Annotated in this window: 13 protein-coding genes; 2 read left to right on the top strand and 11 right to left on the bottom strand. The window is 42.5% G+C overall.

All coding sequences use genetic code 11. The features are described from left to right. Positions 1-133: 133 nt before the first annotated feature. Positions 134-1,585 (top strand): tRNA uracil 4-sulfurtransferase ThiI, encoded by a 1,452-nt coding sequence (gene thiI, locus I3B46_RS03515; RefSeq protein WP_004926994.1) that lies wholly within the window; start codon positions 134-136, stop codon positions 1,583-1,585. 59 nt (positions 1,586-1,644) lie between these two features. Here the strand turns inward: thiI and yajL are convergent, their stop codons facing one another. Next, the gene (yajL, locus tag I3B46_RS03520; RefSeq protein WP_104872992.1) at positions 1,645-2,238 is read right to left on the bottom strand and encodes a protein deglycase YajL; all 594 of its coding nucleotides are present in this window, start codon (positions 2,236-2,238) and stop codon (positions 1,645-1,647) included. After that, on the bottom strand, positions 2,201-3,112 hold the full coding sequence (gene panE / locus I3B46_RS03525; RefSeq protein ID WP_004926998.1) for a 2-dehydropantoate 2-reductase: 912 nt from the start codon (positions 3,110-3,112) through the stop codon (positions 2,201-2,203). Before panE ends, yajL begins: the two co-directional genes overlap by 38 nt. Before the next feature lie 241 nt (positions 3,113-3,353). Here panE and I3B46_RS03530 point away from each other — a divergent pair, with 241 nt between their 5' ends. Then, on the top strand, positions 3,354-3,845 hold the full coding sequence (locus I3B46_RS03530; RefSeq protein ID WP_014656773.1) for a YajQ family cyclic di-GMP-binding protein: 492 nt from the start codon (positions 3,354-3,356) through the stop codon (positions 3,843-3,845). A 44-nt stretch (positions 3,846-3,889) separates the two neighbouring features. Here I3B46_RS03530 and I3B46_RS03535 read toward each other — a convergent pair whose 3' ends face one another. The 9 genes from I3B46_RS03535 to I3B46_RS03575 all read right to left on the bottom strand — a co-directional run bounded on the left by I3B46_RS03535 (position 3,890) and on the right by I3B46_RS03575 (position 13,883). After that, positions 3,890-5,257 carry an MFS transporter gene (locus tag I3B46_RS03535; protein WP_036941811.1) on the bottom strand — a complete coding sequence of 456 codons (1,368 nt, stop codon included), beginning with the start codon at positions 5,255-5,257 and terminating at the stop codon, positions 3,890-3,892. A gap of 151 nt (positions 5,258-5,408) precedes the next feature. Then, on the bottom strand, positions 5,409-6,296 hold the full coding sequence (cyoE, locus tag I3B46_RS03540; RefSeq protein ID WP_004927005.1) for a heme o synthase: 888 nt from the start codon (positions 6,294-6,296) through the stop codon (positions 5,409-5,411). 12 nt (positions 6,297-6,308) lie between these two features. Continuing rightward, complete coding sequence (locus tag I3B46_RS03545) at positions 6,309-6,641, bottom strand: cytochrome o ubiquinol oxidase subunit IV (protein WP_004927007.1); 333 nt, start codon at positions 6,639-6,641, stop codon at positions 6,309-6,311. Then, positions 6,642-7,256: a cytochrome o ubiquinol oxidase subunit III gene (locus tag I3B46_RS03550; RefSeq protein WP_004927009.1), complete on the bottom strand. Its 615-nt coding sequence runs from the start codon at positions 7,254-7,256 to the stop codon at positions 6,642-6,644. Further along, positions 7,246-9,237 (bottom strand): cytochrome o ubiquinol oxidase subunit I, encoded by a 1,992-nt coding sequence (gene cyoB, locus I3B46_RS03555; protein ID WP_004927011.1) that lies wholly within the window; start codon positions 9,235-9,237, stop codon positions 7,246-7,248. The genes I3B46_RS03550 and cyoB overlap by 11 nt, the downstream gene beginning before the upstream one ends. A 4-nt stretch (positions 9,238-9,241) precedes the next feature. Beyond that, complete coding sequence (gene cyoA / locus I3B46_RS03560) at positions 9,242-10,189, bottom strand: cytochrome o ubiquinol oxidase subunit II (RefSeq protein WP_004927013.1); 948 nt, start codon at positions 10,187-10,189, stop codon at positions 9,242-9,244. Positions 10,190-10,630: 441 nt separating this feature from the next. Then, a complete protein-coding gene (locus I3B46_RS03565) occupies positions 10,631-11,413 on the bottom strand; it encodes a nucleoside-specific channel-forming Tsx family protein (protein ID WP_004927017.1) in 783 nt (260 codons plus the stop codon). 253 nt (positions 11,414-11,666) lie between these two features. After that, positions 11,667-13,178, bottom strand: coding sequence for a muropeptide MFS transporter AmpG (gene ampG, locus I3B46_RS03570; protein WP_104872991.1), 1,512 nt, complete (start codon positions 13,176-13,178; stop codon positions 11,667-11,669). A 126-nt stretch (positions 13,179-13,304) separates the two neighbouring features. Further along, a complete protein-coding gene (locus tag I3B46_RS03575; protein ID WP_014656771.1) occupies positions 13,305-13,883 on the bottom strand; it encodes a YajG family lipoprotein in 579 nt (192 codons plus the stop codon). Positions 13,884-13,943: the final 60 nt, after the last annotated feature.

The raw sequence follows: 13,943 nt of genomic DNA on the forward strand, positions 1-13,943 counted from the left end.
TATTATTGGTGTTTTTAGATTCAACACACAAGATAGTGCTATAATACGCCTCTTTATTGACAATTGGTAACCTGTACGTGTGTCACTTTGAAAATACGTTCACTTGCCCCTATAACATTAACATGCTGCTATTATGAAGTTTATCATTAAGTTATTCCCAGAAATTACGATTAAAAGCCAGACCGTTAGGCTACGTTTTATTAAGATCCTTACCAGCAATATCCGTAATGTCCTGAAGCCGTTGGGCGAAGAAATCGCGGTTGTCCGTCATTGGGATAACATTGAAGTGCGTGTTAAAGGGGAAACGAAACACGACGAAATTTGTGACATGCTGACGCGCATTCCCGGTATTCACCATGTGTTAGAAGTTGAAGAAAAGCCGTTCACCAGTTTGCACCATATTTATGAGATGGTGCATGACTCTTATGCGCCTTCGCTAGAAAATAAAACTTTCTGTGTGCGCGTCAAGCGAAGAGGGAAGCATGAGTTTACTTCTATTGAGGCGGAGCGCTATATCGGTGGTGGCTTAAATCAACATATTCCTTCTGCGAAAGTGAAGCTGACAGCCCCCGATGTTACGGTGCATTTAGAGATAGAAGACGAAAACTTGATCCTCGTAAAAGCACGCTATGAAGGTATTGGTGGTTTCCCTATTGGGACGCAAGAAGATGTATTATCACTGATCTCTGGGGGCTTTGACTCTGGGGTATCAAGTTATATGTTGATGCGCCGTGGTTGCCGTGTTCATTACTGCTTCTTTAATCTAGGTGGAGCGGCTCATGAAATTGGTGTTAAACAAATTGCCCACTATCTCTGGAACCGCTTTGGTAGTTCCCATAAAGTCCGTTTTATTGCGGTTAATTTTGAGCCTGTTGTGGCAGAAATCTTAGAAAAAGTAGATGACGGACAAATGGGCGTTGTCTTGAAACGCATGATGGTCCGTGCCGCTTCAAAGGTTGCTGAACGCTATGGCGTTCAAGCGATAGTGACAGGGGAAGCATTAGGGCAGGTATCAAGTCAAACATTGACCAATTTGCGTTTGATTGATAATGCGTCTGACACTTTGGTGTTGCGTCCTCTTATCTCTCATGACAAAGAGCATATCATCAAAATTGCCCGTCAAATTGGCACAGAAGATTTTGCGAAAACCATGCCTGAATATTGTGGTGTGATTTCGAAAAGCCCTACTGTTAAAGCAGTGAAAGCGAAAATTGAAGCGGAAGAAGCCAATTTTGACTTTAGTATCTTAGATCAAGTCGTTGAGCAGTCACAAAATATTGATATTCGCCAGATAGCCCAAGAAAGCCGTGAACAAGTCATGGAAGTGGAAATGGTGAGTGAGCTTGCGCCTGAGCATGAAGTGATTTTAGATATTCGCTCTACGGACGAACACGAAGAGAAGCCATTATCCATTGAAGGGATTGAGGTTAAGCATATCCCGTTTTACCGCTTGGGTACTCAATTTGGCGATTTACCAAAAGATAAAACCTACTTGTTATATTGCGAGCGCGGGGTGATGAGCCGTTTACAAGCTCTTTATTTGCAAGAGCAGGGGTTTAATAATGTAAAAGTCTATCGCCCGTAACCGAGTCATGTCATAACTAAGATAAAGGCCGAACGGTATCATCGTATCGGCCTTTACTATTACTGTTCTAAATAATCATTAATCCCATTAGGTAAAATTAATTGAGATGCAACCTTGCCGGCGATATCGCGGCCAACCAGCAACTCAATCAATTTCAAGGCGAAATCAAAGGTTGTTGCTGGCCCTTGGCTCGTTAATAAGTTGACACGCTCATCAAAATAGACTCGCTTATCAACCCATTTATTTGCCGCAATTTGATTTTTCATCGTGGGATAACCTGTCATATTCCCGATTGGAAATAACTGGTGGTATTCCAATACCAAAGCAGGAGCGGCACAAATCGCGGCTACAATTTTACCATCAAGGTGCATTCTCCTCGCTTTTTCCACGACTAATGGGCTGTCGCGGAAGGTTTCGGCTCCTTTTACTCCACCGGGAAGAACAATCGCATCAAAAGGTTCATCAGCCACCTTGATAATTGGGATATCAGCGACAATTCTGACGCCTCTAGAGGCGGTTATTTCAATAGAGCCATCGTCAGTCACACTAGCTAATGTAACCTTGATCCCTGCTCTTACTAATAAATCAGCAGTGGTTACGGTTTCGATTTCTTCACTACCATTGGCGATGCATATCAGTACGGAAGCCGTCATTTTTTTCTTCTCGCTGTTTAATAAAATGGTACAAACGATCATTCTCTGGTGTGCTTAGGCCATGTGCTCTTGCTTGTTTAATGAGATAGCCTGTAATGTAGTCGATTTCGGTTCGTCGCTTATTACGAATGTCTTGTAACATTGAGGAGTAGTTACTCGCCGTACTGTGAATAATGCCATAAATATAGTCAACAAGCTGGGCTTTATCAGTATGCAGTCCTTCAATAGCCATCACTTGGCATATTTCATCAATTAGCAAATTAATTTGCTGTGAATGATTGAGTAAATCACCATTTTTACAATTATGAAGAATAGTGAGAGGATTTATCACACAGTTGACGGCAAGTTTCTTCCAACACGTCGTCAGGATCTGGTTATGCCATGCGACATCTGGAAGGGCCTCATGCAAAATATCGGCAATGGGGTAGTAATTTTCAGCCAGCGAGTTAACGGCTCCGATATGGGTTATACCATTAGCGACATGAAAAACTTGGTTGTTTTCTTGCCAAGCTGCGTGGGTGGTGATGCCGGATAAAAAAGGATGGCGTAAAGTGCCTAACTCATCAAGGGTCCCCATACCGTTATGAAGTAACAGGATCGGGCAGGCGTCTGGTATATTATGCAGTAAAGGCAGTAGCGCATCGGAGACTTGCCATGCCTTCAAACACACAATAACCAATTCACTGTTTTGTAAATGATTGAGGTTGTTGCAAGGGATCCATTCACGAAAAATACGGCCATCGGGTTCGTTGACATCAACAAATAAGTCAGATTGGGCTATGCGTAGCCAGCCTTGTATATCGTGCCCTTGCTGACTTAACGCGGCGAGCCATAATTTACCAATAGCACCACAACCGATAAGCGTTATTTTCATATTCCCCCTCTGGGTATTAGTCAGGTTCAAGCCAATAGTTATTTAATGGTCAGTTTTAACCCTTTCAAATTGCAGCTAGGTGTTAAAATCGTCATCTGATGGGTAAACACATAGCCAATGGTGCTGCGCTTGAAGCTCGACGAGTATAGATGCTTGTAAATTCATATATCAAGTATAGTGCTTTTGCTCTTAATAGAAAGAAGCTATCATGCATCACATTGATTATCAGGAGGTCATAACCATGCCATCATTTGATATTGTATCTGAAGTAGAAATGAATGAAGTGCGTAATGCGGTTGAAAATTCCGAGCGCGAATTAACCACCCGTTGGGACTTTAAAAATGTGGCGGCAAGCTTCGAACTCAATGAGAAGAGTGAATCTATCAAAGTAACGAGTGAGTCGGACTTTCAAGTTCATCAGTTGTTAGACATTTTACGTGAAAAAATGGCAAAGCGTGGCATTGATGGCGCTGTCTTGAATATTCCCGATGATGTTGTGCACAGTGGCAAAACTTACAGTGTTGAAGTGACGTTAAAGCAGGGGATTGATGCGGCAACGGCTAAAAAAATTGTTAAGTTAATTAAAGATAGCAAACTGAAAGTTCAAGCTCAGATCCAAGGTGAGCAAGTGCGAGTGACAGGCAAATCACGTGATGATTTACAATCAGTGATGGCACTTGTCCGTTCTGGCAACTTAGGCCAGCCATTCCAGTTTACTAACTTCCGTGACTAATAGGCACAACAGCCCGCTGCTGATATTGCCGCGGGCTATTTGTATTAATCTTCACCTTTAATTATTGCTTCTAGTTGTTCTCGCGTTGTCAGTTTCCTATCCACTTTCACATAAACGCCCATTTCATCGGGAATAATGACGGCTTCTAATACACCCGGCAGCGTGGAAAGTTGAGCTTGTAACTTGTCGATATTTTTAAATCGATGAGGTAAAACAAGACGAATACTGCTGACATAAGGAGGCTGCCGCATGGTCAGACTCACGATAAACCAAATGGCTGTTAAGGCTAGCCCGCCAATAAATACGGCTGCCGCTCCATCCATATCATAGAGCCACCCACCGAGTATGCCGCCTATCGCCACACCTAAAAACTGGCTGGTGGAATAAACCCCCATTGCGGTTCCTTTATAGCCAGCGGGAGCTTCTTTACTGATCAATGAAGGGAGAATGGCTTCCATAATATTAAAGGCGACAAAAAATAGCTGTAATCCTAAAAAGATCACCCACAGATGGTTTCCCGATAACCATAAAGTGACCTCAGCTAACGCCAAGATAAAAATACATAGTAAAAACACCTGTTTCATTTTTCGGTGTTTTTCAGCATAGATAATAAAGGGAAGCACTGATACAAAGGCGATCAGCATGGTAATCAGATAAGCCTTCCAGTGATCTTTTGCCAAGTATCCCGCATGAGTCATGATTAAGGGGAAGGCAACGAAGCTCGACATAAGCAAAGTATGTAGGCTTAAAATGCCAAAGTTGAGTTTTAGCAACTGGGGGTTCGTTATGACTGTACGCAAATTCTCTTTTACGAAAGCGGATTCGCGGTTAGTCATATGCTGATGGCTATTAGGCACCACAAACAGGGTGACCACAATAGCACCGCCCGCTAGTAGGGTGATCCCCCAAAATAACCCACTTAATCCAACCCAGTGAGTGACGATTGGTCCTAGGACTAATGCGATAGCAAAAGTGATGCCAAAGCTAATCCCTAAAAAAGCCATGGCCTTGGTACGATTCTGTTCGCGGGTAAGGTCAGAAAGTAATGCCATAACGGCAGCAGAAATCGCTCCAGCACCTTGTAAGGCACGACCAATAATGATCCCCCATATGGAGTCACTAAGTGCGGCGAGTACGCTACCAATGATAAATATCATCAACCCAAATACGATTAAAGGTTTACGACCAATTTTATCTGACATCAAGCCGAAAGGGATTTGGAAGATGGCTTGGCTTAGGCCATAAATACCAATCGCGACCCCGACCAAAAGCTCTGATGAATCTTTAAGGTGAATACCATAACTGGTTAATATGGGTAATACCATAAACATCCCTAGCATTCTTAGGGAAAAAACAGAGCCTAGCCCCCATGTCGCACGTAATTCGGAGCGGGTCATCTTGTTATCATTCATGGTAAAGCCTCGGGTATAGACGAAAAAGGTTATTCTATTGGGGAACCTAGAGGTAGGTAAATGAATATTTAATCATTATTAATAATCAATAATGATGTTATAAATGAAAACGGCAGGACTGGCCTGCCGTTGGGAGTTATTGTGTCAGAAATTATCTAACTAAAGCTATAACAGTATCGGTTGAAACTGTTGGGTCAACTGACATCATGACACTCAATGAAGTGATCGCCACAATGGAGAAGATAAACAGTTTACGAGCCCAAACACGGTCATCATTTTCGGTTTTAAACCCAGAAATTGCCATGCCAAGCCACCAAAGACTGACCGCAGCACCCACAACCAGATATTTATAACCAGCGTATCCGCTGATAGCTAACATGAGTGTGGCAACCATGAATGCCAAGATGTATAAGAAGATATGTGTCTTAGCGACAGAGATCCCTTTAATTACAGGCAAAACAGGAATATTAGCTGCTTTATAGTCTTTAAAACGGAAAATCGCGATGGCATACGAATGAGGCATTTGCCACAAGCTGAAAATCAATAACAGGATCAATGCACCAGTATCGAACTCATTTGTGACAGCGCAATAACCGATAACCGGTGGAGCTGCGCCAGATAAACTACCAATTAGCGTGCCATAGACTGATTTACGTTTCATATATAGGCTATAAATACCTACATAAACTACGAAACCAATTACCGCAAGGAGCATTGCCAGAGCATTTGCTGCTACAAGAAGTAGCAGCATGCCAGCAATACCTAATGCAGCGGCGTAAATCAGGCTAATTTTCGGGTCAATCAGCCCTTTAACTAAAGGGCGATTCTTCGTTCTTTCCATGATACGGTCGATATCACGGTCGATATAGTTGTTAAAAACACAACCAGAAGCGACGACCAGTGATACACCCAGCAAAGTCGCAATAAACAGCGGGTAATCAATCGAGCCTTTTGAGGCGAGAAGAAAACCGCCGATCACAGAAATTAGATTTCCGAAAATAATTCCTGGCTTGGTCACTTGCAGGTATTGCTTAAACATATCGGCAACTCTTTAGTCGAGCATCATATTGATGTTCAGGTTGTACATAATCCACAGAGAGCCAATGACAACGATACCGATGATTAGCATAGTGAACAGGAATGCAATCAGGTTCCAACGCTCATCTGATGATGTGTTCATGTGCAAGAAGCATACTAGATGAACGAGGATCTGTACAACAGCCATACCCACAACTGTCCAAAGGATAGTGGCTTGTGATGCTGTACCTTCCATCACCATCCAGAAAGGAATCACTGTCAATATGACTGACAGAACAAAACCAATCACGTAAGTCTTCATGCTACCGTGGCTTGCTCCAGTATGAGCATCTTTTGCGTGACTCATTTAAATTGCCCCCAGAAGATAAACAACGGTAAATACACAGATCCAAACAACATCTAAGAAGTGCCAGAATAGGCTCAGGCAGTTCAGACGCGTTTGGTTCACCTCAGTTAGGCCACGGCGTGAAACTTGGATAATCATGATGATGATCCAAACTAGACCACAAGTCACGTGGATACCGTGAGTTGCAACCAGCGTAAAGAAGCCAGACAAGAAGCCACTGCGGTCAGGACCATAGCCTTCTGCAATTAGCTCATGGAACTCATAAACTTCCATGATAACGAAGCCAAGGCCTAACAGGAAAGTGACAAACAGCCATAAGTTAACGGATGCAATTTTACCTTTATGCATGGCTAACATTGCAAAGCCGTAGGTGATACTACTGAATAACAGTAGGAATGTTTCACCTAAAACGAATGACAGGCTGAAAATGTCTTTACCTTCAGGACCGCCGGCAGTGCCGTCAGCCAAGACAACATAAGTTGCGAATAAACAGGCGAACAGAATCAGGTCACTCATTATGTAGAGCCAGAAACCAAATACCTTAGTTCCGCCTGCATCATGGTGCCCATGCTCTGCATGGGCCAAGTTTTGATTAGTCATTGTATTAGTTGACATCGTTCACACCTGCCTTACGTAAGTCTTCAAAGTGCTTATTCTCGATTTGCTCGATTTCGGCCACAGGTACGTAATAATCAACATCTTCGTCGAAGCTTTTTGCAATCCAAGTAACAATCATGCCAGCGAAACCAACGATTGCGAGCCACCAGATGTGCCAGATCATCGCGAAACCTAAAACCAAGCTGAATGCAGCGATGATCACGCCAGCGCCTGTATTTTTTGGCATATGAATTTCTTCATATTTAGCAGGACGCTTATGAGCGGTACCTTTTTCTTTCATATCCCACCAAGCATCGCGAGTTTGGATGTTTGGCTCGATGGCAAAGTTATAGAATGGCGGTGGAGAAGATGTTGCCCACTCCAGTGTACGGCCACCCCATGGGTCACCAGTTAGGTCACGGTTTGCATGACGGTCACGGATACTCACGATGATTTGGATAACTTGACACAGGATACCCAGCGCAATCAGTCCAGCACCACATGCAGCAACAACGAGCATCGTGTGATAAGCCGGATCAATATTTTGGCTTAAACGACGAGTCATTCCCATAAAGCCAAGGATATATAGCGGCATAAATGCTAAGAAGAAACCAGTGATCCAGAACCAGAAGGCACGGACACCCCATTTTTCATTTAGCGTAAAGCCGTAAGCTTTCGGGAACCAGTAAGTCATACCCGCGAAACAACCGAATACCACACCACCAATGATAACGTTATGGAAGTGAGCAATCAGGAATAAACTGTTGTGCAGAACGAAGTTTGCACCAGGTACTGCAAGTAGAACACCTGTCATACCACCGACAGAGAAGGTGATAATGAAGCCGACAGTCCACAGCATCGGTGATTTAAACTCAATACGACCTTGATACATGGTGAACAGCCAGTTGAAGATCTTAACCCCTGTTGGGATTGCGATAATCATCGTGGCGATACCAAAGAAGGCGTTGACGTTTGCTCCCGAGCCCATCGTAAAGAAGTGGTGCAACCAAACGATGAAGGACATAACGGTAATAACGATAGTTGCCCACACTAACGAGGTGTAGCCAAACAGACGTTTTTTGGAGAACGTTGCCGCAATTTCTGAGAAAACACCGAATACAGGTAGTACAAGGATATACACCTCTGGGTGACCCCATGCCCAAATCAGGTTGATGTACATCATCATGTTACCGCCCATATCATTAGTAAAGAAATGGGTACCTAGGTAACGGTCTAATGTCAGAAGCGTCAGTGTAACAGTCAGGATTGGGAACGCTGCTACGATAAGTACGTTCGTACAGAGTGCTGCCCAGCTAAATACTGGCATTTTCATCATCGACATACCCGGTGCACGCATGCGGATAATTGTCGCGATAAAGTTAACCCCTGTTAATAGTGTACCAATACCGGATATCTGGAGACTCCAGAGCCAATAATCGACCCCGACACCCGGGTTGTACTCCAAGCCCGAAAGCGGCGGATAAGCTAACCAACCTGTTTGTGCGAATTCACCCACCCCTAACGAGATGTTAATCAGCACAACACCGACGACGAAGAACCAGAAGCTCAGTGAGTTCAGGAATGGGAAAGCAACGTCACGCGCACCAATTTGCAGAGGAACAACAAGGTTCATCAGACCGACAACAAATGGAGTCGCCATGAAGAAAATCATGATAACGCCGTGTGCGGTAAAAATTTGGTCATAGTGGTGAGGGTTTAAGAAACCTTCTTGACCAGCAGAAGCGAGTACTTGTTGACCACGCATCATGATAGCATCCGCGAAACCACGGAATAGCATGACCATTGCGACAATGATGTACATGACACCAATTTTTTTGTGGTCAACGGATGTCAACCACTCTTTCCACAACCACTTCCATTTACCGAAGTAGGTGATCGCACCAAGAAGCGCAATACCGCCGATAATGATACAAATCAGTGTCACGACGACAATTGGCTCATGGAGCGGAATAGCATCTAGTGTTAATTTTCCGAACATGCCCTTATTCCTCAGCGCCTGTATGAGCGTTATGGCTCATATGCATAGATTGACCTGCAGTTTCATCTTTCTTGTCTGCAGGAGCGTGACCTTTATGGTGCTCATGACCAAACTTGAGAATGATGTCTTCATACAGATTTGGTTTCACGCTAGAGAAGTAGGTTACAGGAACGTTCATGCTAGGTTTGGCGACTTCATCAAACGCTTGCATGGTATCCATAGTCTTAGGTGACGCTTTCACCTTTTGTACCCACTCATCAAAACCTTGGCGATCAGGTGTTGCGATAGCATTAAACTTCATATCAGAGAAGCCATGACCACTGTAGCTTGCAGAGAAGCCTTTATAAGTACCAGGTTCATTAGCAATTAAGTGAAGCTTAGTTTGCATACCTGCCATCGCGTAGATTTGACCACCTAACGATGGAATGAAGAACGAGTTCATCACCGAATCAGACGTAATTTTGAAGTTGATTGGCACACCAGTAGGGAATGCGATTTCGTTAACTGTTGCAATACCTTGCTCTGGATAGATGAAGATCCATTTCCAGTCAGCCGAAATAACTTCAATAGTGACAGGTTCCTGATCACTGACTAATGGCTTATAAGGGTCAAGCTCATGAGTCGTCTTCCAAGTAATAGTACCTAGAATGATGATAATGATGATAGGAACGGTCCAGCAGACTAACTCAATTTTATTTGAGTGAGCCCAGTTAGGACGGTAAGTTGCTGATTTATTGGATTCACGATATTTCATTGCAAAGATAAATGCCATGAAAATAACAGGAATCACAACAACGAGCATTAAGCCGATTGCAATAAGAATCAGCTCTTTTTGTTTGACGCCAACGGCGCCTTTAGGGTCCATCAACACCATGTCGCAACCACCTAATAATAAGGCGGCTACAACTAGCGAGATTGCCCCAATGCTTTTTTTGTAGTTCATAAGTCTCATCCACGACCCCAAATGACAAAGATTCTAATTGTCGTTTCATCAGTGGGGGCATTCTACGGTAAGGTTATGTGAGTGTAAACAATTGTAAGGTAAAGAAGCAGGATTGTTAGCTCTTTATGTTAATATGATCACATGTAAAGAGCTTATGATTAAAAAGTTAAAAGTCATGCAGATTATAGGTATATTTTGCTAAAACGAAGGTAATACTAAAATATCTTTGTCATTTTTCAAAGAAAAATATGTACAAAAGTGAGCAAAAAATGAAGAAACTGCTATGATTGTTAAATAAAATGATAGGTGAAATTACGATTTTTAATGCCGATAAGGCGGCTAGCACCACCTTACCGGCCAAAATAGCTAAGAAAAATTGTTACTTTCTTGAAAAGAAAAGAGAGTTTTTAAATTTTTCTATAAGTATTCATGTTGACTTAAGTGAGCTATTTAGAACGTATATTTTAATGTATAAATAATCGCATCTTGATAGAAATCTTCACCTAACTTGTTATCAGCGTAGCGATATTGAACACCTGCTGCTAAATTTGGTGTTGCATTCCACCAAAATGCTAATGCACCATTGACACCATCACGACCACCGTTACCGCTGCCATAACGTTTATGGCGTGCAAACTCCATTTCGTGCCAGTTAGTGATCATGAAATTCTCTTCAAACATTTTGAATCCATAACCAGCAACCCAGCCGACGACATAGCCGTTATTACCTGAATAAAACGATTGATCGACATAGTGCATTGCAATAAATGGTTTGAACCACAGGTCACCAAATGCAGTGTTGTATCCTAAACCATACAATGTATTGACTTCATGGAAATTACCACCATATTTAGCTCCTGGCAGTGACCAAGTACCATAGACGTGTCCATATACGTTAAAGCCACTGTCACCTAAATAGAAACGTCCCGTGGTTTTGATTGTATAACGTTGGTTACGACCTGGTTCAGTACGGCGTTTATGGAATGGATTTTCCACATCAAAGAAGCCGTATAATTCCCCCCAATTGAAGTTAGCACCGCCTTCTAACTCAATGTAGGCAAAGTCTTTTTTACGAGAAGTATATTCTGACTTAGTTTCGGTGCGGTGAGACCAGTCTAGATAGTTGACATTGATATCCGCGAAACCATTCTGATAGCCAAGAAAGCCGTCGTCTGCATTCGCTGTTCCAGCTAAAGATACGAGTGCCGCGGCGCAGAGAAGTTGTTTTTTCATAATATATTATTTTCGTTTGAGTATTAACGATATTTATTATTCAGCCGTGAGGCTGATTAGCCCTTAACGTGTGAGATATTAGGCTTTTCATTTGTAATTAAAAAATATATTTCATTGAATAAGTGATATGCATCACGATATGACGCGAGGGATATCAATATTTGCTAGTCAGATCTAATTTAAAAGGTCAAGAAAAACCCGAAACAGATTTATCTTATTTCGGGATAATTACTCTAGTTATTAATTTTTTTGATTAATTAATAGCTTTTTTAACTACTTTCTTGACCGCAAAGAAATCAAGGCATCCACCAATAATCAAACTTAATGCCCCAATCCCAACGCCGGTATTGAAGATGCTATTTTGATATTCAGGCAAGGAAAGCCAAAGTGATAGATGAGTTGTAAACAGATAGATTTTGACAGATGAGAATGAGCTGATTAAGAGCGTTATTAGCCAAATAGCAAGGATGCTAATAGCTAGCAAGAATAAGTAAACCGCGATTTTGTAGGCTTTTGCATATTGTTCACGGCGCTGGAATAGCCCAGTTGTTTGGGTATAGATAAGCGATGTGCGGCAGGCAAGTAGCAGCAAGATCCCCGGTAGAGCAACGATAATCGAGAGTAAATAAAAGATTGGCCAATCATAAGCACTCACAAGAATACTGGCAACAGGGCCGATATATACGCGTCCTACTGCGGAAAGTGCAGATAGCAAAGCAAATTGTGTGGCAGAAAGAGACTTATTACATAAGGTCATCAATAAGGCAACAAAGGCGGCGGTACCCATTCCTGAGAAAAGGTTCTCAAGGAAAATAATTGTTCCCATAGTCATGATGTTAGGTGGCGTGACTGCAAGGAACCAATAGCCGATATTAGATACGCCTTGTAATATTCCGAAAATAAAGAGCGAGTTAAATAAGCTCATTTTTTTCATCAAATAACCGCCAAATAACGCCCCAATAATGGTCGCCAGCATACCTACTGTTTTATTGACAGTGCCGACTTCACTTAAGCTAAACCCTAGCCCATGCAGTAGAAAATTGGTGTTAAGTGCCATAACAAAAGCATCACCCATTTTATAAAACACCAGTAACAGCAGGATCAACCAAGCATTGTTACGGCTGAAAAATTCAGCTAATGGTTCATAGATAGCTTTTTTTAGTGAAGTTGGTGGTGCGCCATTATCTTCAGGCTCTTTGGCAAGCAGCGTCGCTACAACACCGATTAGCATTAACCCCGCCATGAGTAGATAGAGCTGTTTCCATGTGAGAAACGTATCTGCCATCCATAATGCTAATCCACCTGAAACTAGCATACTGATGCGATACCCCATCACCGACACGGCGGCACCAAAACCTCTTTCCTCTGCACTGAGCAAATCGGTTTTATAGGCATCGAAGACAATATCTTGTGAGGCGGAGCAAAAGGCAACCATGACGGCAAGTGCTGCTAACCACCATAGGTGTTCGGATGGATTCATAAAACCCATCGCCCCTATGCTAATAATAAGTAGGATCTGTGTGGTGAGTAACCAACCTCGACGCCGACCAAAAAAAGGAGGCGTATATCTGTCCATCATGGGAGACCACAGAAACTTTAAAACATAAGCTTGACCAACAAGTGAAAAGAAACCGATTGTTTTGATATCGATGTTTTCAACTGTTAACCAAGCTTGTAATGTACCTGCGGTAAGGGCTAACGGAAGGCCGGAAACAAAACCTAATAGGATTAAAATGACTGAGTTAGGTAAAAAGGCACGGGACATAATCTTCCTATGATTGGTTATTTGTAAAATAGAGGACTTCCGTTATTGGTTGCTTATTGTAGTAATAGCACCACACTTTTAAGAGCCTATAGAAATAGGCTCTTACCGTATAATAATGAAGGGCGATTACCGAGCGTTTTGTCTAATAAACTGCGTCAATTCTTGGTCATTTGCCATATCATTAATTAAATCTGTTAACGCGATATTGATCGCTTTTTCTATTTTATCGTTACTTGCACCAAGTAATTCTTGGTTGTTGTAATTACGCGTAAAAGTACGTGATTTCGTCGAGCCGTTAGGCGCTGTCGCATTAACGGTCACACTGGTGTTTACCGTGATATTGTGACGTAGACTGCCTTCAGTGACTTGGGCGTTTAATTGATTTAATTGTACGACTAAGTTAACACTCGCGGGTGACGACACCATAAAACCACGTGCTGCCATTTGTTTCTCAACCGCTTCTTGCATTAAATAGCGAGGATCACGCGAAGGTGACAAGACCACTAAACTCCCATTACGGTTGAGTTCCGTAAGTGATTTTGATGGTCGGTTATCAACGCTACTCACACTAATTGCGGTTGCATTGAGTGTCGGGTTGCGCGCAGGTAGCGTGATTTTGGGTTCGAGCGATAAAGTGTTATTGCTTGTTGCACAACCTGCTAGAAGAAATAGTGCAAAAAGTGGAAAACAAAGTTTTCTTAACATAATTTTTTCCAGTTAATCTTTCCTAATTGAGTCTGTTCCGTTATGGTGCAATCTAACGAA

The sequence above is a fragment of the Providencia sp. 2.29 genome (assembly GCF_015832305.1).
GTDB lineage: Bacteria > Pseudomonadota > Gammaproteobacteria > Enterobacterales > Enterobacteriaceae > Providencia > Providencia stuartii.

Bases quoted from the DNA above. Each gene is read 5' to 3' on its own strand.
- I3B46_RS03530 (WP_014656773.1), top strand. From the start codon at position 3,354: ATGCCATCATTTGATATTGTATCTGAAGTAGAAATGAATGAAGTGCGT.
- thiI (WP_004926994.1), top strand. From the start codon at position 134: ATGAAGTTTATCATTAAGTTATTCCCAGAAATTACGATTAAAAGCCAG.
- cyoE (WP_004927005.1), bottom strand. From the start codon at position 6,296: ATGTTTAAGCAATACCTGCAAGTGACCAAGCCAGGAATTATTTTCGGA.
- ampG (WP_104872991.1), bottom strand. From the start codon at position 13,178: ATGTCCCGTGCCTTTTTACCTAACTCAGTCATTTTAATCCTATTAGGT.
- panE (WP_004926998.1), bottom strand. From the start codon at position 3,112: ATGAAAATAACGCTTATCGGTTGTGGTGCTATTGGTAAATTATGGCTC.
- cyoA (WP_004927013.1), bottom strand. From the start codon at position 10,189: ATGAGACTTATGAACTACAAAAAAAGCATTGGGGCAATCTCGCTAGTT.
- I3B46_RS03565 (WP_004927017.1), bottom strand. From the start codon at position 11,413: ATGAAAAAACAACTTCTCTGCGCCGCGGCACTCGTATCTTTAGCTGGA.
- I3B46_RS03545 (WP_004927007.1), bottom strand. From the start codon at position 6,641: ATGAGTCACGCAAAAGATGCTCATACTGGAGCAAGCCACGGTAGCATG.
- I3B46_RS03535 (WP_036941811.1), bottom strand. From the start codon at position 5,257: ATGAATGATAACAAGATGACCCGCTCCGAATTACGTGCGACATGGGGG.
- I3B46_RS03575 (WP_014656771.1), bottom strand. From the start codon at position 13,883: ATGTTAAGAAAACTTTGTTTTCCACTTTTTGCACTATTTCTTCTAGCA.
- cyoB (WP_004927011.1), bottom strand. From the start codon at position 9,237: ATGTTCGGAAAATTAACACTAGATGCTATTCCGCTCCATGAGCCAATT.
- I3B46_RS03550 (WP_004927009.1), bottom strand. From the start codon at position 7,256: ATGTCAACTAATACAATGACTAATCAAAACTTGGCCCATGCAGAGCAT.
- yajL (WP_104872992.1), bottom strand. From the start codon at position 2,238: ATGACGGCTTCCGTACTGATATGCATCGCCAATGGTAGTGAAGAAATC.